Genomic DNA, 23013 nt, shown 5'->3' with positions numbered 1-23013 from the left:
ACAAATTTTTGCTTTATGCTAGCAAAAGTAATATTAAACGTTTCTTTATTAAATGATATTAATTATTCTCTAGTAATTTTTGGGTAATTTGCTCAGCGCTTATGCCAAGGCTCTTTTCGACCTCAACTGTCGAGCCATGCTGGATAAATTTATCATCATATTCAAAGCTAACAACGCTTACATTTGATATGCCATTTTCTTGTAAAAAGGCACTTACGATCTCGCCAACGCCGCCTTTTTTAGCGCTATCGCTAAAGATATACCACTTTTTAGTGCGTTTTGCTAGCTCACATAAAAGCTCTCTATCAAGCGGCTTTACAAAGACTAGATCAACTAAGATCACCTCAAGCTTGCCAGCTAGTAAATTTCTAACCAAATTTGCCCTGCCAACGCCGTTGCCATAGCCTAAAAATGCGATGTCGCTTTTTGCATCGGCTAAAATTTCACCCTTGCCAAACTCAAGAGGTTTAGCTTTAAACTCATCTCTTAAGATAAACGCCCCACGCGGATATCTAAACGCGCTAACGCCCTTGTAAGAGTAGGCAAATTCCATAACATTTTTCATGCTCTCTTCGCATCTTGGAGCAAAAAGAACCATGTTTGGCACAGCGTTTAAAAAGCTGATATCAAAAGCGCCCTGATGCGTTTCGCCGTCCTCGCCCACGATGCCTGCTCTATCCATCGCAAATGTGATGTTTAAATTTAATATAGAAGCGTCGTGAATAACCTGATCATAGGCTCTTTGCATAAAGGTCGAGTATATCGCGACAAATGGCTTAAATCCCTCTTTTGCCATGGCTGACATCGAGGTAACTGCGTGCTGCTCGGCTATCGCCACGTCCCAAAAGCGGTCTGGAAACTCATGTATGAGCGCGTCCATGCCAGTGCCTGTTGGCATCGCAGCCGTTACGCCAACGATGTCGCTGTGCTCTCTTGCCATCTTTAAAAGCTGCTCACTAAAGATCGCCGTGGCTGACTTGTTTGACTGCCTTTTTATAAATTCGCCACTTTTTAGATCAAATGGCCCAACTCCGTGCCAATTTTCATAGTATCCTTCGGCAAATTCATACCCTTTGCCCTTTAGCGTCTGCACGTGCACGATGACTGGTTTTTTCATGTTTTTGGCAGTTTCAAATGTGCTAAGAAGCGCTGCGAGGTCGTGTCCATCGACTGGGCCTATGTACTCAAGTCCAAGCTCTTCAAAAAACATGCCAGGAGTGATGAGTCTGATGCCCTCCTCCATGCGTCTAGCCATGTAGGCTGCAGAGTCTGGCATATAGCTTAAAAAGCGCTCAACCCTGCCTTTAAATTTTTGATAAAACTGCCCAGCCATCATCTGGCTTAGATACTTGCTAAGCGCGCCTATTGGCTTGCTTATGCTCATTTCGTTGTCATTTAGGATGATGACGCAAGGATATTTTCTGTCCCCCAGCTCATTTAGTGCCTCATACGCCATGCCCCCACTTAGTGAGCCGTCGCCTATGACAGCTACTGGCAAGCGCTCTTCATTTTTTAGCTTGATCGCCTTTGCAGCGCCAACTGCAAGCGATATGGACGTTGAGCTATGGCCTGCTACAAAGTAGTCAAATTTGCTCTCGCTTGGCTTTGTGTAGCCGCTGATGCCGTTAAATTTTCTAAGCGTATCAAATTTGTCCCAGCGCCCAGTTAGCAGCTTGTGCGCGTAGCTTTGGTGGCTCACGTCAAAGATAAACGGATCTTTTGTAACGTCAAAAATTTTATGCATCGCAACGATGATCTCGACTGCGCCGATGTTTGAGCTAAGATGGCCGCCATTTTTGCTAACGGTGGATAGAATTTTATCTCTGATGTCGTGGCAAAGCGCGTTTAGCTCATCGACATTTAGGCTTTTAACGTCTTTATTCATTATTTACCAGCATTTTTAGCTTCTCTAGCCTTGTTTGCATCGTAGCATCGATGTTTCCGCCCTCGCTTATTATCACCACGCCACCTTTGCTTATGGCGTCATCAGCGCTTACTTTTACGCGTTCGTTTTTACTAAATTGCTCTTTTAGATAGTCGCTATCTTCAGGATTAACACGAATTTCTATATTTTTTACGTCGCTTAGCTCTTTTATAAGCGAATTTGCTAGGTGGTGAGCGATCTGGCTAGATGCGCTTGAAACCTCTTTTTCTATCACCTCTTTTGCGATCTTTATCGCAGTTTGCCCAAGCTCTTCCTCGCTCTTTTTCAAAAACTCATCAAATTTAACGTACTGCTCATCTAGCTTTGCAGCTGAAGCGCTAAATTTAGCCTCAAGCTCCTTTATCTTTGCCTCGTTTGCAGCGTTTGTTTGAGCTATGCCTTCATTTTTGCCATCCTCTTTTGCACGAGCGATCTCAGCTTCAAGACGCTTTGCAAATTCGCTCTCTTGATTTTCTATTTGCATTTGAAGCTTGATGATGTTGCTGCTTAGTTCATCTGTCTTTTTAAGCAGCTCCTCGACAAAACTCGAGTCAAATCCAGGCTGGTGAGTTTGGTTATTTTGAGGCTGAGGTGCAAAGTGATTTTGCATGTTTGGTTGCACTGGGTGCGGCATCTGAGGCGTGAAATTTTCACCACCTTGCTCTAAATTTTGCTCATTTAGCTCTTCACTGAGATTATTTTCTTCTATCAAAACAGGTGCGCTATCTTGGGCTCTTTCATTGCTCCCAAGCACCTTAAATCTATAATTTTCTATAAAATGAGCCGGCGAGGTCTCACTTGTTATCACGCTACTTTTCATTCTATCATCTCATCTGCTTCGCCAACTTGGAAGACACCTTGATCAGCTAGACCTTGGACGACCTCTACGATGCGTCTTTGCGCCTCTTCAACATCCTTTACACGCACAGCGCCAAGGTATTGCATCTCCTCTTTAAAGGCTTCGGCTGCACGCTGAGACATATTTGATAAAAATTTATCCTTAATGCCATCACTAGCCCCTTTAAATGCAATCATAAGATCCTTTTTATCGACATTTTTGAGAATTTCTCTAATCGCAGTTGCGTTAAGATTGATAATATCTTCAAAGGTAAACATAAGCTCTTTGATCGTTGTTGCAAGCTTATCGTCGCTTTGTTCGATGCGCTCAATGGTGCTTTTGCTAGCTTTTTGACCAAGTCTGTTAAGCACTTCTGCCACAGCTCTTGGACCACCAACCTCGACCTTGTAGGATGTGAGGCTTTCAAGTTTGCCCTCAAGCACTGTTGAGACACGCTTGATCACTGATGGGCTGATCTCGCCAAGATTTGCCATCCTGATCACGACCTCACTTCTTAGCTCATCTGAGAAGAAGCTTAGCGTCTCGGCAGCACTTGTTGAGTCCATGTGGGCTAGGATTAGCGCGATAGTTTGAGGGTGCTCTTTTACGATGAAGTCTGCAAGTTGCTGTGGTTTTATCTTATCAAGATAGCCAAAGCTCTTTGAGTTTTCCATGCTTTTTGCAAGCTTATCTAAAATTTTCTGTGCAGCCTCTGGACCAAATGTGCGGTATAAAATTTCTTTTGCATACTCTAAGCCGCCACTTCTCATATATTGATTTGACTGCATGAGAGCGTAAAATTCTTCCAAAATAGCGCCTGCTACTTGCTTGTCTATATTTTTTGAAGTCGCTATGTAGCCTGAAATTTCAGTGATGATATCAACATCCATGTGAGAAAACATAAGAGCTGTCGCCTCTTCGCCAAGCTGGATCAGTAAAATAGCGATCTTTTCTGGCATCGAAAGATCATCATAAATTATTTTTTGCTTATCGGTTAGTTTTATAGACATCAAATTTCCTTACGCATGTTAAAGTCGCTATCGTTTTTAATCATATCTTGGAGTAAATTTGAAATTTCCTCGCTTCGTTCAGTGACTATCGTCTTCATCTTTTCAAGAAGGACGTCGTATTTTAGCTCATCTTCGTTAAATTCACCACTAAGACCAAGCTGCTCCTCGACTTTCTTACGAGCAGCTTTAAATTTCTCAAGCGTATCTTCAGCATCCACCTCGATATCTTCAAGATCGTCTTGGACTTGCTCCTCTTCTTCTTTCGTCTCTTCAAGCATCTTTTGCATAAATGGCACGATGACTTTTTTGTAGAAGATGTAGAGTAGCAGTGCTGCAAAGATGTATTTAAGTAGCGGCAAGAAAGGCATCACGTAGTTGTTCATAAAGCCATCCATCTTCTCGCCAGTGCTGACATCTTTGCCAGTTTTAAACTCGAAATTATCCAAGCTTACCTCATCGCCTCTATTTTGATTGTAGCCGATTGATTGTTTGATTAAATTTGTGATTGATTCTCTTTGCTCTTTGGTAAGCGGGGCAAATTCAAGCTCGCCAGTTGGCTTGCCATCTTTGTCCTTTTTGCTCTGATAAAGTCCGTCTATAACGACAGCTGCGCTTACTCTGTTTATGCTAGCAAACTGCCCTTTGACATTTGTCACTTTCTTTGAAATTTCGTAGTTTGTCTGCTGTGAGCTTTTATTGTACTGCTCTTTTAAAGTGCTATCATCAAGACCTTGAACAGGACCTATGTTACTAACCGCACCTGGTACGCCACCCACTTCATTTGGAGATGAGCCTTGACGCTTTTCTTCGATGTTGCTCTCGCTTCTTACGACGTTATTTGGGTCATAAACCTCGCTTTTTGTATCTTTTTTATCAAAGTCAAAGTCGATATTTACCTTTGCTACAACCTTATCTGCCCCGCCTACGATAGGAGCTAGGACATTTACGATCTTTTGCTCGTAATTATTTTCAAACTCGCGCTTATAACGGATCTGCTGAGCTATGGCATCACTATCAAACTCACCATCTTCATCGCCAAGTGCGACGCCATCTTGATTTACTATCTTTACATTTTCTGTGCTTAAATTTGTAACAGAGGCGGCGACTAGGTTTTTAATGCCAAAAATTTGCTTCGCATTTAGACTAACGCCTGACTTTAGCTCGACTACGATAGAAGCGGTCGGAAGTGCTTGTCTTTCAGTAAAGACGCTCTCTTTTGGTATGGCTATTCTTACGGTTGCTTTTTGGATAGATGAGAGGCTCTCGATCGTTCTAGCTAACTCACCCTCGAGCGCTCTTTGAAATTTAACTCTCTGCTCAGCATCAGTAGCTCCAAATTCTTGCTTGTCAAAAATTTCAAAGCCGATCTTGCTCTCTTTTGGTATGCCAAGCGTTGCAACCGCGATACGCTCTTTATAAACATCGCTAGTTGGCACAAGGATAGTGCCCTCGTTTGCTAGTTTATACTTTATGCCATCTTTATTTAGCTGATCGACTATTAAGGCTGAGTCGCTTGGGCTGATGTTTTCAAAAAGGACGCTATATCCTGCAAAGCTATCACTTTTACTTTTGTAAAGCGTTAAAAATACCAAAAAAGCCACTACTAAGACGATCGAGCTGCCCGCGACGATCTTTTGTTTTAGTGAAAGCTTTTGATAAATTTGACTTATTTGATGAAGTAATGCCTTAAAATCCATATCCCTACTTTAAAATTTGCTTTAACTCTTCAAAAACTCTATCGTTTTGCCATGCCTGACCGATGGTGATTCTCACCGCATTTAAGGCATAGCTTTTTAAATCTCGTAAAATTATACCTTTTTTTAGCATCTTTTCGCATATCTGGCTTGATTTTGGCTCGTTAAATTTAAATGTGATGAAATTTGTATAGCTTGGGATAAACTCAATGCCATTTTGCCTTGCAAATTCCTCATATCTCTTCATCTGCTCGAAGTTGTTTTGCATAGTTTTTTGCACAAATTCATCATCATCAAGCGCTACTATCGCTGCTCTTAGGCTTGGAGTCGTGATATTAAAAGGGGCTCTTAGCTTTGAAAGAGCGCCTATGATCTCTTCATTTGCCACGCCGTATCCAACGCGCATGCCACCAAGTGCGTATGCCTTTGAGAAAGTGCCAAGATAGATGGCATTTTTAAATTTCACCACCTCGCTTGGCTTTATCTCTTTTTTGCTATCTTTAAATTTAGCAAATTCGTTGTAAGCGCAATCAAGCACCACAAGCGTATTTTCATCAATGTTTTTTATAAATTTATAGACCTCGTCAGCATCGATGCACTCGCCTAATGGGTTGTTTGGCAGGCAAAGAAAGATGACAGAAATTTCATCTTTGTGTGCGTTATAAATTTCTAAAAACTCGCTCAAATTATGCTCCACACTCTTTGTGCGGTAAATTTTAGCCCCTGTTTGTTTTGCATAAATTTCATACATCGCAAATGTCACGCCAGCCATCAAAACGCCACTTTGCTTGTTCGCCTTTGCGTGAAGTGCAAACTCTATGATCTGGTCGCTTCCAGAGCCGATGATTAGATTTTTGCTAGTTACGCCAAATTTCTTAGCCAGCCCCTCTTTTAGCTCAAAGTAGCTATCATCTGGATAAAGATGTGCGTTTTTAGCGACCTCTTTTAGCGCTTCTTCTACGCGTTTGCTCGTGCCAAAAGGGTTTTCATTGCTCGCTAGCTTTATCACATCTTTTGCATCGATGCCAAACTCTCTAACTACAAGCTCGATCGGCTTTCCAGCCTCATAATTTACTAGATCATCTAAAAAGTCATTAAATTTCATTACTCATCTCCGTTTAAATAGCTTCCAAGCCACGTTATCTCAGCGCCGCTCTCTTTTGCAAGTTCAAAGGCATTTTGCACCTTCTCATCGTCGATATGCCCTTCAAAGTCAAGATAAAAAATTGACTTAAATTCGCGCTGTTTGATAGGACGTGACTCAAGTTTTGTGATATTGATATTTTCATTTTTAAAGATAGAAAGCAGATCAGCAAGGCGTCCTGGACTGTGATCAGTCTTTGCTAGGATCGAAGTTTTCGAGTTTTCAACCTTGGCATTTTTAAAATCACTTAAGATCAAAAATCTCGTTCTGTTTGCCATATTATCTTCAATAGTCTCATAGACGATTGGCACGTTGTAAATTTTAGCTGCGATTTTTGAGCAAATGGCGGCTGATTCTCTATCCATAGATGCCATATATGCAGCTGCTGCAGTTGATTTGGCTGGGACAAATTCGACCTCATTTAGCATATGATCTTCTAAAAATTTACGGCACTGGTTGTAGCCTTGCGGATGCGAGTAAATTCGCTTTATCTCTTTTAAATTTTCATTTATGCTAACAAAGCTGTGGTGAATATCTACGTAGAGCTCTGCCACTATCTTTATATCATCAAATTTACTCAAACAATCAAGCGTAGCTCCAACAGCGCCTTCAGTGTTGTTTTCGATAGGCACGACGCCGTATTTCGCCTCTTTTTGAGCTAGCTTCGTAAAAACTGCCTCGATCGTAGCAAGTGGCAGATAGGCACTCATCGCGCCAAATCTACTCTGCGCCGCTTGATGTGTATAAGTGCCCTCAGGCCCTAGATAGACGATCTTTTGAGGCATCTCTAAATTTCTACTTACAGCAAAAATTTCAAGATAAATAGCCTCGATAGCAGCCTTATTTAAGGCTTTTTCTTTGCTAAGGCTAGTTAAGCGGTTTATGATAGCTCGCTCGCGCTCAGGGCGATATATAGGCGTCCCAGTAGTTTGCTTTAGCTTGCCTATCTGCTCGACAAGCTTCATTCTTTCATTTAGTTTATTTAAGATGAGATCATCGATACTATCGATCTCTTTTCTAAGCTCATTTAGCTCTTGCATCAGCGCTCTCCAAAAACTCAATCTCAGGTGCCACGACGTCCTCAAAGCACTCGCGTCTTCTTATCAGCCTATCTTTGCCATCAAGCAGGCAAACTTCAGCGGCTCTGTTTCTTGTATTGTAGTTTGAGCTCATGCTAAAACCATAAGCTCCAGCCCCTTTAACCACGATGATATCACCACTCTCGCACTCTGGCAGCTTAATATCTTTTGCCAAAAAGTCGCCACTTTCACAAACTGGACCAACCACGTCGCAAGTGCCTAAATTTTCATCCTTGCCGTAGGCGAAAATTTTGTGATGCGCGCCATAAAGGCTTGGTCTTATGAGATCATTCATCGCGCCATCAGTGATGACAAATCTCTTTTTACCGTTAAATTTCTCATATAAAACGCTTGCGACAAAGTAGCCAGCATTGCCTACGATAAAGCGTCCTGGCTCGCAAACGACGGTCACATCTTGACCCTTTAGTGCGCCTAAAATTCCTTGTGCGTAGTCGTATAAATTTATCTCTTTTTCATCGTTATAGATGATGCCAAGTCCGCCACCAACATCAAAAAATTTGATATCGATCTCAAGCGCTCTTAGCTCTCTTAAAAGCTCGCTAACGATCTTTGCAGCGTCTATTATCGGGCTTAGAGAAGTTAGCTGCGAGCCGATGTGGAAGTGTATGCCAGTTGGCTCAAGAAACTCTGAAGCTTTGGCGTGGATGTACATTTTTTTGGCAGTCGTTGCGTCAACGCCAAATTTGTTTTCATTTAGGCCTGTCGAGATATATGGGTGAGTTTTTGCATCGACGCCTGGATTTACCCTGATGCTAATCCTTGCTTTTAAATTTAGCCCTTTTGCTATCTCTTCAAGCCTTAAAAGTTCGGCAAAACTCTCGACATTTATCAGCAAAATTTCATTTTCTAAAGCCTCTTTTAGCTCTTCATCGCTCTTACCAACGCCGCTAAAGATGATCTGATATCTCTTGGCCCCTGCCAAAAGCGCTCTTTTGACCTCACCGATGCTCACGCAGTCAAATCCAGCTCCAAGATCAGCCAGAAATTTTAAAACGCTTAAATTTGAGTTTGCCTTTACAGCGTAGCAAACCAGAGATTTTCTAGCGTAAAATGCGTTTTTTAGCGCCTCATAGCGCTCTTTAATGTAGTTAAAATCATAGACGTAAAGTGGGGTTTTGTATTTGCTTGCAAGCTCTTTAAAATCCATAAAATAGCCTTTTTTAAAATGGCTTGATTTTACAAAAAAGTTGCCAAAATTTGGCTTAACGATGCGATTTTATGAGATAAATGGCGTATGCAAAAAGCAAAATAACAGGGAGAACCATGCCGATCTCTGGCAAGATGACTGAGGTTTGAGCAAATTTGGTTAAGATAAAGAGAAGTCCCCAAACTACGAGTGTTATGACGACAAAGATAAATGTTGAGAGTGCGAGGTTAAAAAACCTGCCAGTCACTGGCAAATGATAGTAGAAAATTAGCAATAAAAATGGCGCAAAAAATGGCGTGATGACAAGGTTATAAAATGCAGTCCTTGCACTATCAAGCCCTATGCCTTCATTTTTAAATGTCTTTATAAAATTTATCGCATCAGGTATGTTAAATTTCGAGTTTTCAACGCTTGCAGCACTCTCGATGCTCTTTGGCTTAAAGCCTCTTAACGCATCTAAATTTTCGCTTTTTACCTTACTAAAGCCATTTTCTCCAAGCTCTAAATTTTGAGGCAAAAAGGTCTGATTTACATCTTCTAAAACCCACTCATTGTCTTTAAATTTAGCGTGGTCGGCAAAAGTTGTTGAGAGCAAGTCAGTGCCATTAATGTCAAAAATTCTCACGTCATTTGCCCTTTGCTTGGCTGAGTTTAGCTCTTTTATATAGATAAATTTGCCTTCAAATTTCAAAAATGAGTCGTTTGTACTTTTTGAAAAAGCGGTGTTTTTGGCGATACTTTTTTGATAGTCATGCGCATAAGCAAATGGCGTAAAATTTAGCCCAACGTAAAAAATCGTCACAAAAAGTGCGATGAGAAATGGTGGCAAAATGAGCTTGTTTTTACTGATGCCAAGAGCATAAAAGCTGATTAGCTCGTTTGAGCGAACCATATTTACATGTAAAATTATTAGTGCAAAAATGAGCGAAAGTGGCAAAACGTAGCTAATGGCACTTAGCGCAGTAAGGCCAACGTAGAGTAACTGAAGGTTCGCAGATGGCGGCAGATCTTTTAAATTTGTAAGCAGATCAATGCCAACATAAAATAGCTCAAGCGCTAAAAATACGATAAGAAAAGATTTTATATAGACCCAGCCAACGTATCTGGCGTATAGTTTCATTTGATAAGACCTTTTTTTACCGTAAATTTTTGTGAAATTTCGTTGATGTCGCTCTTTAGCAGCTCACAAACCGCATTTTTTGTATAGGCCAAAATTTCATCTAAAGCCTTTTTTTCTTCATCGCTAAACTCGCCAAGGACGAAATTTTTAGCATCGCCCTCATGCCCTATGCCAACGCGCACTCTTTCGTAGTCGTTGCCTATTAGATTATCGATCGATTTTATGCCGTTATGTCCGCCGCTACTGCCGCCTTTTTTAAATTTAACCGCGCCAAAACTAAGATCAAGATCGTCGTGGATGACGATAATCCTATCTGGCTTGTAAAAGTCTTTTACTGCCTTAACACTTTGGCCTGAGAGGTTCATAAAGGTCGTTGGTTTTAGCAAGATAATGTCGTTAAATTTAAAAACTTCACCTTGAAATTTAGCTGAGCTAACATCTTTGAAATTTGAGTCTTTTAGGAGGTCTATAAGCATAAAGCCTATGTTGTGTCTAGTATTTTCGTATTTGGGGCCAGGATTGCCCAGCCCCGCTATTAGTGTCACAAAAGCCCTTTTTATTTAGCTTTAATAACTCCAAGTACCGCAACACGGTCAGCGTCAATGATAGTAACGCCTTTAGGAGCTGTGATATCACGAACCAAAATCGTATCATCAATGTCAAGTTTGCTTACATCAACATCAAATGAATTTGGTAAATTTTCAGCTGTGCATTTTACGCAAAGACGTCTTTTTGACTGGATCAAAACGCCCTTATTTTTAAGACCAATAGGTGTTCCAACTGGCTTAACCGGGATCATATATTTTGATAAAACGCCTGGAAGTGCTACTTTTAGATCCACGTGTTTAAGATCGCTTGTAACAACATCTCTTTGGTAATCAACAATAACGACATTATAAACTTTTCCGCCTACTTTTACATCAAAAGCAAGGCTCTCTTTTTTGCGCGCTTCTTTAATAAAGTCATTTACTTTAAAAGCAGCTGCAACATTCTCTAATCCCTTGCCATAAATGTTGGCGATTAGATAACCATCTCTTCTCAAAGCCTTCGCAGACTTCTTACCGATACTCTCTCTAACGATTCCTTCTAACATCGTTTTCCTTTCATAAAAAATAGGTGCTGATTTTATCTAATGCTTTATAAATTTCAGATAAAGCTTACTAAATTTCTTTAAGTGCGATCACTTCAGGTTGATCTTGTTTGCTTTGAGGTTTGCCAAAATTTACACCATTTTCAAAGCTAAAACCTGCTACATTTGAGCTTTTTATCTTAAGCTGTAAATCACCCCTGTTACTAGCATTATCAAGCGCTACTTCGGCACTAATTATCTTATTTTCATAAAGTTCAAGCAGGTGCTGGTCAAAAGTTTGCATGCCGTAAGTATTTTTTGACTCAGCTATGGCAAGATCGATCTCGTCAAATTTCTCTTCAGATATGAGCTCTTTTATGCGGGTATTTTTTCTCATGATCTCGACTGCTGGGCGTCTTGTGCCAAAAAGCGTCTTAACTAGCCTTTGTGAGATGACGCAAGCAAGCACTGAAGAGAACATAAGGCTGACCTTATCTCGCTCGCCTTGAGGGAAGCTATTTACTATTCTATTTACGCTCTCTTTTGCATCAAGTGTGTGAAGTGTCGAAAGCACCAAGTGACCAGTCTCAGCAGCTCTAATGGCAGTCTCAATCGTCTCAAGATCTCTCATCTCGCCCACCAAAATGATGTCAGGATCTTCTCTTAGCGAAGCTCTTAGCGCATCTGAGAAATTTAGTGCATCTGCCCCGATAGAGCGCTGATTTATTATGCTTTTATCGTCGTTAAATACGTATTCAATCGGATCTTCGATAGTCACGATGTGCGATCTTTTTGTCTGGTTTATGAAATTTATCATGCTTGCAAGCGTTGTCGTCTTGCCACTTCCAGTTGGGCCAGTCACTAAAATGATGCCACGAGTGGTCTCAGTGCAAATTTTTTCTATCACGCTTGGTAAATTTAGATCTTTTATGGTTGGGATTTTCGTTGGAGTGACACGAAAGACAGCAGAAATTCCATTTATCTGCAAAAACATATTTACACGAAAGCAGTACTCGTCATTTAGTTTATACGAAAAATCTATGTCTTTTTTATCCATAAACTCATCAAATTTAGCCCCCAAAAGCTCATTTGCGATAGCTACCGCATCACTTGGGTCTAAATTTTCTTCACTAAGTGGCATGATCTCACCATTAAATCTGCCATAAACAAGGCTTGCAGACTTTAGATGAAGATCGCTGCCGCCTTTATCAACTAAAGAGCACAGATATGAGTCTAGGTCTTGTTTGGTCATTAAAGTGATTTCATAATGTCGTCAAATGCTGCAACAAACTGCTTCAAGCCATCATTTAAAAGCTCTTTATAAGTAGCATTTATATCGATCTCATTATTTTTTATGATGTGAAAAAAGCTTGAGATATTCTCTTTGCTAGGGGCATTTTTTGCCTCAGCTTTTTCTTTTATAAATTCTTTTATAGTCTCTATCGGAGCTGTGTTTATAGAGTTTTTATACATTAGCTCCCTAACGTAATAATCCCCTCTTAAGCCCCCGCCTTTTACGCCAGTGCTTGCAAAAAGTGTCCTTACGTTTTCTAAGCCAAAATCCTCAATGATATGATAGATATTTGCAGCGTTCATTATGCCGATCTGCCCAGTTGGTAGGCTCTTTGCAGACATTGTCTCATCAAGCTTTCTATCAAATCTACTAACAAAAACGCTGATCACACCTTTTGGCATCGTCGTATCCACAAAGCGGCTTGCGTATGCCTTACTGCCCTCTTTAAAAGCCTCTAGGCAGTTTTTAGCCTGATCTGGCGAGAAAATGAGCGTCGCATTTACGCTGATACCTCTTGCCATAAGCGCACTCATCGCCTCATAGCCCTCTTTTGTAGCTGGGATCTTTATCATTACATTTGGCATTGAGATGAGACTATGAAGCCTGATGCCCTCTTCTATCGTAGCAGCTGTTTCGCCACTTAAATTTGGATCAACCTCTATACTAACAAAGCCATCATCGCCATTTGCGTAGTTTTTTAGCATTTTACATGCGGCTATTTTGATATCTTGGGTCGCTAAAATTTCATAAAGATCTTTTGGGTGACGCTTATTGCTATTTTGTATGATCTGTTTGTAAGCAGGTGATGCAAAAGCTGTTTTAAAGATAGCTGGGTTGCTTGTAGCTCCGTTTATAACGCCTTTTTCTAATAAAGAGTTAAATTCGTTTTGTAAAAAGTCTCTCTCTATAAAGTCACACCAAAGAGAAAATTTAGCTTCATTGTCATACATTTTTTCACCTTATAAAATTTAAAATTTTACGCAGATCTTTGACATCCACGCAATGCGTCGCCTCTTTTTTTAAAATTTCTTTCGCGCAAAAGGCAATTTTTAGATCACATTTTTTAAACATAGATACATCATTAGCTCCGTCGCCAACGCACATGATCTCACTTTTATCTAAATTTAATAGCCCCTTTAAACGATCTATCATCTCGCCTTTTGAGCTACCAAACATCATCTCCCCGCCAACTTCACCTGTTAAAATTCCATCTTTGTGGTGCAAGATATTTGCAAAATTTGCATCAAATTTAAGTTTTTCTTGCATCTTATCAGTTGCAATGTGAAAACCACCACTAAAGACCACAACCTTTATGCCTTTTTGCTTTAGAGCAGCTATAAGCTCGCTAGCTCCTAGCATGATGGGTAAATTTTTACAAATTTCATCCGCTTTTGAAAGTGGCATTCCTTTTAAAAATTTTACTCTTGCTGTAAGACTTTCAAAAAAATCAAGTTCGCCGTTCATCGAACGCTTTGTTATGCTAGCCACCTCATTGCTGGCGTTATTAGCGGCGGCGAGGATATCAATCGTCTCGCCGTCCATTATCGTAGAGTCAAAGTCAAAAACACAAAGTTTTATCAAGCTATGCCCTAAAAATCACGCTTTAAAAGGCTTTCAACCTTTAAAATCGTAAGGATGTTTTGATCGCGTTTGCCGATACCATAGATCATGCCTTTGTCTTTTACCAAAGTCTCTGGCGGCGGATCAATCCTGTTGCGGTCTATTCTGATAGCCTCCGTCAAGCGGTCTATCACGAAGCCTGCGATATTATCCTCATCTTTCATGACGATATATCTTGTATTTGAGCTTTGCTTTGTAACATTTAGTGAAAAACGTTTTCGCAAATCAATAAGAGGGATAACGTTTCCACGCAAGTTAAACACACCAAGAACATAGTCAGGCACGCTAGGAACACGGGTGTATTCGATAGGCTTGATTATCTCTTGGATATTTAAAATAGGTATCGCATACTCTTCTTCGCCAACAACGAAGCCTACAAGTTGGACTATATCTTCGTTGTTTTTTATCTCAGGCTCGTCAATTTGCTGTTTTTGTTTGCTTAAAACTTGGTTTAGTTTATCATTCATCGCCTAACCCCTAACCTAATTTAATATTTTTTCTAACAACGTTTTCAAGGTATTCTGACGAATATGGTTTTGTGATATATTCAGTCATACCTACCTCTACTCCGCGCAATCTATCAGTTTTAGACGTTCTTGATGTTACTGCTATTAGCGGTAAAGTGCGATACTTAGAGTATTTGCGAATTTCACCAGCTAGAGTATATCCGTCCATCCTTGGCATCTCAATATCGATTAGCACCGCATCAAAGGCATGCTCGCCTGATTTAATTATATTGAGTGCTTCTACTCCGTTAGTTGCTTCTATGATTGTGACGCCGATTGGCTCAAGCGATTTTTGCATGATGGTTCTATCCATCTTAGAGTCATCAACGATTAGAACCTTATAATCGCTTGGTTTCTCTTTTGCTTTAGTGCTATCTTCCATTTCGGCCCTAATATTTACCTTAATATCCTTTGCCATCTCCATCATAGCACCAACGTCTATGATAAGAGTTACGCGACCATCGCCTCTAATAGTAGCTCCAGCGATGCCTGGGATATTTTGTAGATAATCACCCATTGACTTAATAACAATCTCTTCTTGACCAACTAAAGTATCTACAATGATGCCCAGTTTTGCCTCAGCAACACCGATGATAACGACGTAAGTTTGATCTCCGCCATCAAAGACTTTATTGACTCCAAAGACGTCTGAAAGTCTAACAAGAGATAAGACCTCATCTCTTAGTCTTAAAACATTTTTACCATCGATCGTGTAGATATCATCGATCGGCACGCGAACAGTCTCAAGAACGCTCGCAAGTGGTATCGCATAAAATTCCTCTTGCGTTCCAACAAGAAGTGACTGAATGATCGCAAGTGTGAGTGGAATTTTAAGCTTCATAACTGTGCCTTTTCCAACTTCACTCTCGATATCAATGATACCATTTAGTTTTTCAATGTTTGTCTTAACAACGTCCATACCAACGCCACGACCAGATACGTTTGTAACCTTAGCTGCAGTTGAAAATCCAGGCTTAAATATAAGACCAAAAGCCTCTTTCTCACTCATAGCATCGGCTTCGCGCTCAGTGATGATGCCTTTTTCTATAGACTTGGCTTTAAGCATATCAGCATCTAAGCCCTTACCATCATCAACTATCTCAACAACGATATGGTTGCCTTCGTTGTAAGCTTTTAGCTGAACAAGACCTTTTTCAGGTTTGCCCATTGCCTTTCTTGTCTCAGGATCTTCGATACCATGATCGCATGAGTTTCTGATGATGTGAACTAGCGGGTCGCCGATCTCTTCAACGATTGATTTATCAAGCTCAGTCTCTTCACCTGAAATTTCAAGGTCAATCTGCTTACCAAGCTCACGGCTAAGATCGCGTATCATACGTGGGAATTTATTAAAGACTTTTGCTATTGGAAGCATCCTTGTCTTCATAACAGCTAGTTGGATATCAGTCGTAACTAGACTTAGGCTTGATACTACTTGATTTAGCTCTTCAAGGAATTTCTCGCCCTCATATCTCTCTTCTACGTCATCATAAATTTTTAGTAGGCGGTTTTTACCAAGAACAAGCTCGCCGATTAAATTCATCAAGTGATCAAGTCTTTTTACTTCAACACGTATCGTTTGCTCTTGTGCTACTGCACTGCTGCTACTAGCTGCTGGCACTTTTTTATCTGCATCTCTTTCTCTACTAGGAGCTGGCTTAGGTGCAGGTGCTGGTGCAGCGCTTGCAGCCGGTGCTATCTCTTCAGGAGATTTTGGAGCTATGCCTTTTGAAGCACGTCTTGCTTGATCTTCTGCTTTTCTAACTTTTAAAAGTCTCTCTATCTCAGCTTCAACCTCAGAGTCACTTAGTTTTGAAAGCTCAGCATCACTTACTTCAGGAGCTGCTTCTTCAGCTGATGCGGCTGGCTCTGGCTCTTTTACTGGCTCAGGAGCTGGTGCGGCTGGAGTTTCTGCGGCTGCACTTGGGGCTTCACCTTCAGAAATTTGTGTCAGGCTAGCGCAGATATTTTTAATATCAATGCCAGCGGCTGCGTCACTACCGTTATCTCTAATGCTCTCAAGTAGTCCTTTCATCATATCAACTGACTCAAGGACAACGTCCATGATATCTGGAGTGATCTTTAGCTCGCCTTTTCTAGCTTTGTTTAAAACATCCTCCATATGGTGAGTAAGCTCTGTTAAAACGTCAAAATTTAAAAAGCTTGAGCTACCTTTTACTGTGTGAGCAACACGGAAAATTCTATTTAAAAGTTCCAAATCTTCAGGGTTTGCTTCTAGTTCAACAAGGTCATGGTCTATCTGCTCAATAAGTTCGAAAGCCTCTATTAAAAAGTCTTCCATTATTTCTTTCATATCATCCATACTTCACCTCATTTTGCAGATTTAGAATGTGCTTCAATCACTTTTAGCACCTCTTTGTAGAATATACCAGCATCAAATTTTGTAAGGTACATCTCCCCGCCAGCTTCTTTACTCTTTGCTTCGCTAAATTCGTTGCTTAATGAAGAGTTAAATACAATAGGAATTTCTTTAAACCTATCATCATTTTTAATAGTTGAAGCAAAGCGGTAGCCATCCATTTGTGGCATTTCGATATCACTTAAGATAACTCTAAGCTCTTTTGCTAAGTTATCTCCATATCTTTGATAAAGCTCCTCCATCCTCTCTAAGCCCTCAACGCCGTTTTTAGCCTCAACTATACTAAGACCCATCTTCTCAAGTGCGTCTTTTACAAGCTTTCTAGCAGTTGAGCTATCATCAAGCACAAGAGCCACACCCTTGATCTTCTCGTTTTCATCAACCTCGAAATCGATCTTTGGTGAGTAAATTCCTAGCTCTTCAACGATGCTTTCAAGATCAAGGATAAGAAGTACTTCGTCGTTTTCTATTCTTGTTACACCTGTGATCTTGCCCTTATCTAGAGTACCAGCTCCAGCAGCAAAATTTGCAGGCTCTATGTCTTTCCAGTTTATACGTCTGATCCTCTTGGCCTCATGGACGATAAAACCGATCAATATACCGCTAAACTCAGCGATAATAACACGTGGTTTTATGACTACACCCTCAGTTGGCTCGACGATATTCATCCATCTTGCCAAATTTATAACAGGGATAACCACACCTCTTAAATCAAAAATTCCCTCGATATACTCAGGAACGCCAGGAAGCTCGGTAAGATTTGGCATCTTAATGATCTCCCGCACCTTTGCGACATTGACTCCGTATATTCCTTCATATACTTTGTTTTCGGCCTTTTTAAAGATACGAAAATCAACAAGTTCCATCTCGTTTGAGCCCGTTTTTAGTACGTTGTCTCCAAACATCAATGTCCTTTCAAACTCATTTTGAGCAAATTCAACTTTTGCTGGGCGTATTCTACAACAAAATAACTTTGCTCGCATGCAAAACAAGGTAAATTTATATAAAATCTATCGTAAATATCAAATAGCTCACCTTGATGATAGTGTCCCTCTATCACTATACTTGCATCAAAGCCCTGCAAATGCTTGCTCATTAGCTCCTTGAAGTTTGAAATTTTATAGTGCAGATTTTTCTTAGTAAGTTTGGCTAGTATCGCTTTTGAAATTTTAAAATCCGAAATTTTATCAAGCGCGTTCATAAATTTCAAAAACCATCTAAGCCTTAAAAACCTAAGCGCGTATTTATCTATAAAAGGCAAAAATATATCGCCATGCGCGATCTGGACGTGCTCGCCACTTATAGTTCTAAATTTCACTGGCTGAGCGCAAATGTCATAGACCTTTACCCCCTCAAAGCTTAGCCTCTCGCCTTTGTTCCAAAAATCTCTAGTTTTATTAAATAAATTTGAAAGTCTAAAATCGTGGTTGCCCTCGAAGTAAAAAAATTCCACCTTTTGTGAAATTTTATTTATAAGCCTTAAGTGCTCAGCGTAAAATTTTTGCGTATATTCGCCCTCACCCGTTAAAAAATCAAATATATCGCCAAGCAAGAAAATCTGCGGTGGCTCCTTGATCTCTTTGCTATCAACGGCGCGCAAGAATTTCAAAAAACCATCTCTATTTACATTTTCATGCGCATCAGCCAAAAAGATCGCGCCTTCTTTTATAACGGGGACATATAGGTATTCGCTCAAATTTTGCCTTAATTAAAAATTTAGCAGAGCCAAAAAGCAGTTTTTAGCCCTTCGCCTCATCTTTTTAGTCAAATTTTATAGGTTTATAGCAGATCTTAACGATCTCAACGTCGCTTCTGCCTTTTGGTAAATTTAGCGCCACCTCATCGCCCTCAGCCTTGCCTAAAAGCTGCTTTGCAAGAGGAGAGTTTATCGAGATATAGCCCTTGTCTAGGTCACTTTCGCTCACACCAACTATCGTGTAAGTATGCTCCACCTCGGTCTCTTCGTCCATTATCGTTACACTAGAGCCAAATCTCACCCTATCATGCTCGTAGCTACTTGGATCGATCACTTCTGCGTTTGCCAAAAGTGCGCTAAGCTCAGCGATCCTAGCGTCTATAAAGGCTTGCTTCTCCTTTGCAGCGTGATACTCAGCGTTTTCTTTTAGATCGCCATGGCTTCTTGCGATGTCGATCTCTGTTACGATTTGTGGGCGCTGAACTAACCTTAGATCCTTTAGCTCAGCTTCTATCTTCTCATATCCGTGCATTGTCATTGGTTCACTCATTTTTTACTCCATATTTTTTAAAATTTTTACTACATTTTTACTGCTGCCATGCCCTAGGTAGGCCCTTAGCTCATCGCAGCCTTTTAAGAATTTTTGTCTATCACAGCTCTCATAAGCTCTTAGCAAATTTTCAGCCGTTGCAAACTCTTGGATAAACTCCTCATGAAGTGGCTCTTTGCCCATGAAGTCAAACATTATATTTGCAAGTCCCGCATGCTTGATCTTTACAAATTTTCTGGCGATGAAAACATCTATCGCTTTTGCCTTATATGCTAGCACAAATGGTGTGCCAATGAGCGCTGCCTCAAGCGTAGCCGTGCCAGAGCATACAAAGGCAAAATCACTCTCATACAAGGCTTCAGGCGTGTTTGAGACGACCTCAAAATCGCTCACATCGCCATAAATTTCGCCCACTTTATCAAGCAAAAATGGTGGCACGACAAGCAGCCTTGTAGCCTCTATCTTTTTAGCAAGCTCTCTATAAACTGGCATCAGCCTTGAAATCTCTGACCTTCTTGATCCTGGTAAAAAAGCCACTTTGCCACTGCTACTTAGGCTAGTTTTTTTAAGCTTTATCTCATCCATCAAAGGATGTCCCACGTAGGTCGAGCGGCTATAAAATTTCGCATCAAATGGCAGGATCGAAGCAAGATTGTCACAATACCTCTCCACAACGCTTACTCTTTTTGGCTTCCACGCCCAAACTTGAGGCAAGATGTAGTATGTCACGGCTGCTTTTGCGCCGGCCTCTTTTATCGCCTTTGCAAGCGGGAGGTTAAAGGCTGGACTGTCTATTAGCAGCACCGCATCAGCCTCTTTTGCCATCTGGCTCATCACTTTTATCGCTTTTTTTGCCTTAAAAATGAGTGGCAAAACCTCGACAAAGCCCATCGCAGAAAACTCGCTGCTTTTCATATATGGCGTGCCAAGCTCTTCGCTAAAAATTCCCATTAGCTCAAATTCGCCCTCGAAATTTTTTAAAATTTCTTTTAAATGCAAATTTGCCGATGGCTCAAGAGCGGAGACTAAAATTTTCATTTACACACTTTCATCAGGTCTTTTTTTGGGGGCATTATACGCAAAAATTCTTTAAAATTTTAAGAAAGCTGTGATAAAATCCAACCCTTTAAAGGATAAAATTTGAAAGAAATTTTGATAACAAATGACGATGGATTTGAGGCAACTGGCCTGCTTGCCTTAAAAGAAGCTTTAAGCGAGCTAGATGGCGTAAATGTCACGATCGTAGCTCCAAGCTCAGAAAAATCAGCCTGCGCTCACTCGCTAACTCTCACAAGGCCGCTTAGATTTATAAAACTTGATGATAACTTTTTTAAACTCGATGACGCAACGCCAAGTGACTGCGTCTATCTCGCACTTCACGCACTTTATAATAAAAAACCAGATCTAGTGATAAGCGGCATAAATCACGGAGCAAATTTGGGCGAAGATATAACCTATTCTGGTACGTGTGGAGCGGCGATGGAGGGGGTTTTACAGGGCATTAGAAGCATTGCTTTTTCGCAGTTTTATGAAAATAACTCTCTAAATGAACTTGGGTTTGAGCTAGCAAAAGAGGTGGTGAAATTTATCACTCCAAAGGTGCTAAATGATGAAATTTTGCTAAATCAAAGAGAATTTCTAAATGTAAATATCCCAGCCACAACTAGCAAAAATTTCAAAGGTTACGCCGTCGTGCCAGCTGGCAGACGCACCTACGCCACGCATGCCACGCTTAATCGCAACCCAAGAGGCATCGAGTACTATTGGCTTGGAAACGCCGCACTTGAATACGAAAAAGGCGAGCCAAGCGACATCAGCAAGGTAAATGAGGGCTTTGCCACGATAACGCCCATAAAACTAAACATGACTTCATACGAGAGCTTGGAGAGCTTAAAAGGGAAATTTGATGCAAAATGATAGATTTACAAGGATAAGATGGCTCTTTGGCGAGGATGGTTTTAGCAAGCTTCAAAGCGCAAAAGTGCTAGTTTGCGGAGCTGGAGGCGTTGGTGGGATGTGCGTAGATGCGCTTGCTAGAAGCGGGGTCGGAAGCATCACGCTGATCGATAAAGACATCTTTGACGTGACAAATCAAAACCGCCAAATTTACAGTGAAAACGTGGGTGGCGTAAAGGTGGAGGAGTTTGCCAAAATTTATCCTTGCATCACGCCTATGCAGACGCTGATCACGCCTGAGTTTGTTGCTGGATTTGACTTTAGTAAATTTGACGTGGTGATCGATGCGATCGATGATATCACCGCCAAGATCGCCCTTGCAAATGCGGTAGATCCTAGCAAATTTATAGCCTCGATGGGTGGGGCAAAAAGGGTTGATCCAACCAAGATCAAGGTGGCCTGCGTTTGGAAAACTTCGGTCGATCCACTAGCTAGAAAATATAGATATGAGCTCAAAAAATCAGGCTTTAGCGGTAAATTTGACGTGGTCTTTTCAACAGAAGAGCCACTTTGCAAGCCACTTGGAAGCTTCATGGGAGTAACTGCCTGCTTTGGGCTAAATTTAGCCTCGCTAGCTGTTAAAAAGATAGTTGAGCAGTAAGCCTAAATTTACACTCCGAGCAAAATTTCAAATTAGAGCTGACATTTTTGGATAAATTTAATAGCCAGCTCTACAAGAGACTAATTTAACAATCCAAGATGAGCGTCTAGTAAATTTTAAAATTTACAAGCGATCATAACCACATCACCAAATTTTAAACTTGCTAGAGTTTTAATTCGCATGCGGCACAATAGTGATATCGCATGCACTTTGAACGTGCGAGGGGATTGTAGGATCTAAAGGGAGATAAGGGAGCGACTTCGTAATTCAAGCCTCTTCCTCTTTAACAAAGAAATAAAACTTTAAATTTCTAAAAATCTATTTTTGGCAAATTTTAAAACTTTGCTCACTCGCCTTAGTAACTTACCAAATTCAGGTCTCGTTGCCACTTGCCACTATATTTGGAAGTGTGTATGCTCGCTCATAAATTTTAAAATTTGATAGATAATTCTTGAGTGTTGATCTTAAAATTTGTTTGAAGTTTTTTATGTGTTAAATTTAATCATCTAGTCTAAATTTACATAGCCCTCTAATGCTTTAGAGAGCTATGCTTTGTATTTAATTGTAATGGTTTAGTTTAAAATTTATTCTTCCTAACATCTTCAACTATAGCTTTAGCCATCTCATCTACTTCTGTTGTGACTTCGTTTGCTTGGTTAGCAATTACTACGTTTTCTTTTGTTAGATTATCTATTTGAGCAACTGATTGATTTATCATATTGATACCTTCACTTTGCTCTTTAATTGATTCACTCATCTCATTTATTGATTGAGCTAGGACATTTGTATTAGCTTCTATCTCACCAAGTGATTTTTGAGTTCTTTCGGCTAGTTTTCTTACTTCATCAGCAACAACGGCAAATCCTCTACCATGTTCTCCTGCACGTGCTGCTTCTATTGCAGCATTAAGAGCTAGAAGGTTTGTTTGATCTGCTATATCTCTAATGATAGTTATGATGTTTTTTATCTCATCACTTTGTCTTATAACATCAGCTGTCTTTTGAGATATGGCATTCATTGAGCTAGACATTTGCTCAACTGCAGCAGCACTTTCTTGAAGTGAGCTTGCTTGTGTGCTAGCTGAGCTTGTTACTTGAGATACAGACTCAGCTAGAAGTTTAGCTTTTTCTTCTAGAGTTTTAGCTTTTTCTAGGTTATAGTTTAGCATTCTAGATATTTCTGTGCCTAGAGCATTTGTTACCTTTTCTACTTCACCATTTGCGTTTTCTATCCTAGAGGTAAAGTCTGATCTTCTATAGCTATCAAATACCTTTTGGATAACATTTAGATCACTACCTACTTTTGCTTCAAGAACATCAAGCATTTTATTTAGAACATTTTTAAGTTCTACTAGTTTTGGATTG

At 40.4% G+C, this 23013-nt stretch carries 22 protein-coding genes; 2 read left to right on the top strand and 20 right to left on the bottom strand.

Annotated elements, in window-relative coordinates:
- Positions 1-58: 58 nt before the first annotated feature.
- From dxs to lpxB, 19 genes are all read right to left on the bottom strand, one after another.
- Entirely contained in the window at positions 59-1885 is a 1827-nt protein-coding gene (gene dxs, locus UNSWCS_RS06560; RefSeq protein ID WP_021087867.1) for a 1-deoxy-D-xylulose-5-phosphate synthase, read from the bottom strand.
- The gene (gene fliH / locus UNSWCS_RS06555; protein ID WP_021087839.1) at positions 1878-2744 is read right to left on the bottom strand and encodes a flagellar assembly protein FliH; all 867 of its coding nucleotides are present in this window, start codon (positions 2742-2744) and stop codon (positions 1878-1880) included. Before fliH ends, dxs begins: the two co-directional genes overlap by 8 nt.
- On the bottom strand, positions 2741-3772 hold the full coding sequence (fliG, locus tag UNSWCS_RS06550; protein ID WP_021087878.1) for a flagellar motor switch protein FliG: 1032 nt from the start codon (positions 3770-3772) through the stop codon (positions 2741-2743). Before fliG ends, fliH begins: the two co-directional genes overlap by 4 nt.
- Positions 3772-5469 carry a flagellar basal-body MS-ring/collar protein FliF gene (gene fliF / locus UNSWCS_RS06545; RefSeq protein WP_021087880.1) on the bottom strand — a complete coding sequence of 566 codons (1698 nt, stop codon included), beginning with the start codon at positions 5467-5469 and terminating at the stop codon, positions 3772-3774. The genes fliG and fliF overlap by 1 nt, the downstream gene beginning before the upstream one ends.
- A gap of 4 nt (positions 5470-5473) precedes the next feature.
- The gene (hisC, locus tag UNSWCS_RS06540; RefSeq protein ID WP_021087857.1) at positions 5474-6571 is read right to left on the bottom strand and encodes a histidinol-phosphate transaminase; all 1098 of its coding nucleotides are present in this window, start codon (positions 6569-6571) and stop codon (positions 5474-5476) included.
- Positions 6571-7650: a prephenate dehydratase gene (gene pheA / locus UNSWCS_RS06535; protein ID WP_021087852.1), complete on the bottom strand. Its 1080-nt coding sequence runs from the start codon at positions 7648-7650 to the stop codon at positions 6571-6573. Before pheA ends, hisC begins: the two co-directional genes overlap by 1 nt.
- Positions 7634-8857 (bottom strand): diaminopimelate decarboxylase, encoded by a 1224-nt coding sequence (gene lysA / locus UNSWCS_RS06530; protein WP_021087854.1) that lies wholly within the window; start codon positions 8855-8857, stop codon positions 7634-7636. Before lysA ends, pheA begins: the two co-directional genes overlap by 17 nt.
- 55 nt (positions 8858-8912) lie before the next feature.
- Positions 8913-9977, bottom strand: coding sequence for an LptF/LptG family permease (locus UNSWCS_RS06525; protein ID WP_021087850.1), 1065 nt, complete (start codon positions 9975-9977; stop codon positions 8913-8915).
- Positions 9974-10522 (bottom strand): aminoacyl-tRNA hydrolase, encoded by a 549-nt coding sequence (gene pth, locus UNSWCS_RS06520; RefSeq protein WP_035143659.1) that lies wholly within the window; start codon positions 10520-10522, stop codon positions 9974-9976. The genes UNSWCS_RS06525 and pth overlap by 4 nt, the downstream gene beginning before the upstream one ends.
- A gap of 11 nt (positions 10523-10533) precedes the next feature.
- The gene (locus UNSWCS_RS06515; protein ID WP_002939542.1) at positions 10534-11070 is read right to left on the bottom strand and encodes a 50S ribosomal protein L25/general stress protein Ctc; all 537 of its coding nucleotides are present in this window, start codon (positions 11068-11070) and stop codon (positions 10534-10536) included.
- A 67-nt stretch (positions 11071-11137) separates the two neighbouring features.
- Entirely contained in the window at positions 11138-12298 is a 1161-nt protein-coding gene (locus UNSWCS_RS06510; protein WP_021087845.1) for a type IV pilus twitching motility protein PilT, read from the bottom strand.
- Positions 12298-13290, bottom strand: a complete 993-nt coding sequence (locus tag UNSWCS_RS06505; RefSeq protein WP_021087851.1) for a transaldolase — start codon at positions 13288-13290, stop codon at positions 12298-12300. The genes UNSWCS_RS06510 and UNSWCS_RS06505 overlap by 1 nt, the downstream gene beginning before the upstream one ends.
- A gap of 4 nt (positions 13291-13294) precedes the next feature.
- Positions 13295-13921: a phosphoserine phosphatase SerB gene (serB, locus tag UNSWCS_RS06500; protein ID WP_021087856.1), complete on the bottom strand. Its 627-nt coding sequence runs from the start codon at positions 13919-13921 to the stop codon at positions 13295-13297.
- A gap of 8 nt (positions 13922-13929) precedes the next feature.
- Positions 13930-14427: a chemotaxis protein CheW gene (locus UNSWCS_RS06495; RefSeq protein ID WP_021087872.1), complete on the bottom strand. Its 498-nt coding sequence runs from the start codon at positions 14425-14427 to the stop codon at positions 13930-13932.
- A gap of 10 nt (positions 14428-14437) precedes the next feature.
- The gene (locus tag UNSWCS_RS06490; protein WP_021087842.1) at positions 14438-16789 is read right to left on the bottom strand and encodes a chemotaxis protein CheW; all 2352 of its coding nucleotides are present in this window, start codon (positions 16787-16789) and stop codon (positions 14438-14440) included.
- A gap of 8 nt (positions 16790-16797) precedes the next feature.
- On the bottom strand, positions 16798-17751 hold the full coding sequence (locus UNSWCS_RS06485) for a chemotaxis protein (RefSeq protein ID WP_021087860.1): 954 nt from the start codon (positions 17749-17751) through the stop codon (positions 16798-16800).
- Complete coding sequence (locus UNSWCS_RS06480) at positions 17751-18542, bottom strand: UDP-2,3-diacylglucosamine diphosphatase (RefSeq protein ID WP_021087869.1); 792 nt, start codon at positions 18540-18542, stop codon at positions 17751-17753. Before UNSWCS_RS06480 ends, UNSWCS_RS06485 begins: the two co-directional genes overlap by 1 nt.
- Positions 18543-18606: 64 nt before the next feature.
- Positions 18607-19092: a transcription elongation factor GreA gene (greA, locus tag UNSWCS_RS06475; RefSeq protein ID WP_012001423.1), complete on the bottom strand. Its 486-nt coding sequence runs from the start codon at positions 19090-19092 to the stop codon at positions 18607-18609.
- Between the two features lie 3 nt (positions 19093-19095).
- Entirely contained in the window at positions 19096-20130 is a 1035-nt protein-coding gene (gene lpxB, locus UNSWCS_RS06470; RefSeq protein WP_021087840.1) for a lipid-A-disaccharide synthase, read from the bottom strand.
- 102 nt (positions 20131-20232) lie between these two features.
- Between lpxB and surE the strand changes: the two genes are divergently transcribed.
- Both surE and UNSWCS_RS06460 read left to right on the top strand, forming a co-directional pair.
- On the top strand, positions 20233-21009 hold the full coding sequence (gene surE / locus UNSWCS_RS06465) for a 5'/3'-nucleotidase SurE (RefSeq protein WP_021087853.1): 777 nt from the start codon (positions 20233-20235) through the stop codon (positions 21007-21009).
- Positions 20999-21649 (top strand): ThiF family adenylyltransferase, encoded by a 651-nt coding sequence (locus tag UNSWCS_RS06460; protein ID WP_021087841.1) that lies wholly within the window; start codon positions 20999-21001, stop codon positions 21647-21649. Before surE ends, UNSWCS_RS06460 begins: the two co-directional genes overlap by 11 nt.
- A gap of 577 nt (positions 21650-22226) precedes the next feature.
- On the opposite strand, the gene UNSWCS_RS12520 is transcribed toward UNSWCS_RS06460, so the two are convergent.
- A partial coding sequence (locus UNSWCS_RS12520; RefSeq protein ID WP_035143656.1) for a methyl-accepting chemotaxis protein occupies positions 22227-23013 on the bottom strand: 787 nt, incomplete at its 5' end.

Source organism: Campylobacter concisus UNSWCS (genome assembly GCF_000466685.1).
In the GTDB taxonomy this organism is placed as follows: Bacteria; Campylobacterota; Campylobacteria; order Campylobacterales; family Campylobacteraceae; genus Campylobacter_A; species Campylobacter_A concisus_A.
The sequence above is the reverse complement of the archived record's forward strand: the minus strand, read 5'-3'. Positions and strand labels throughout refer to the sequence as shown.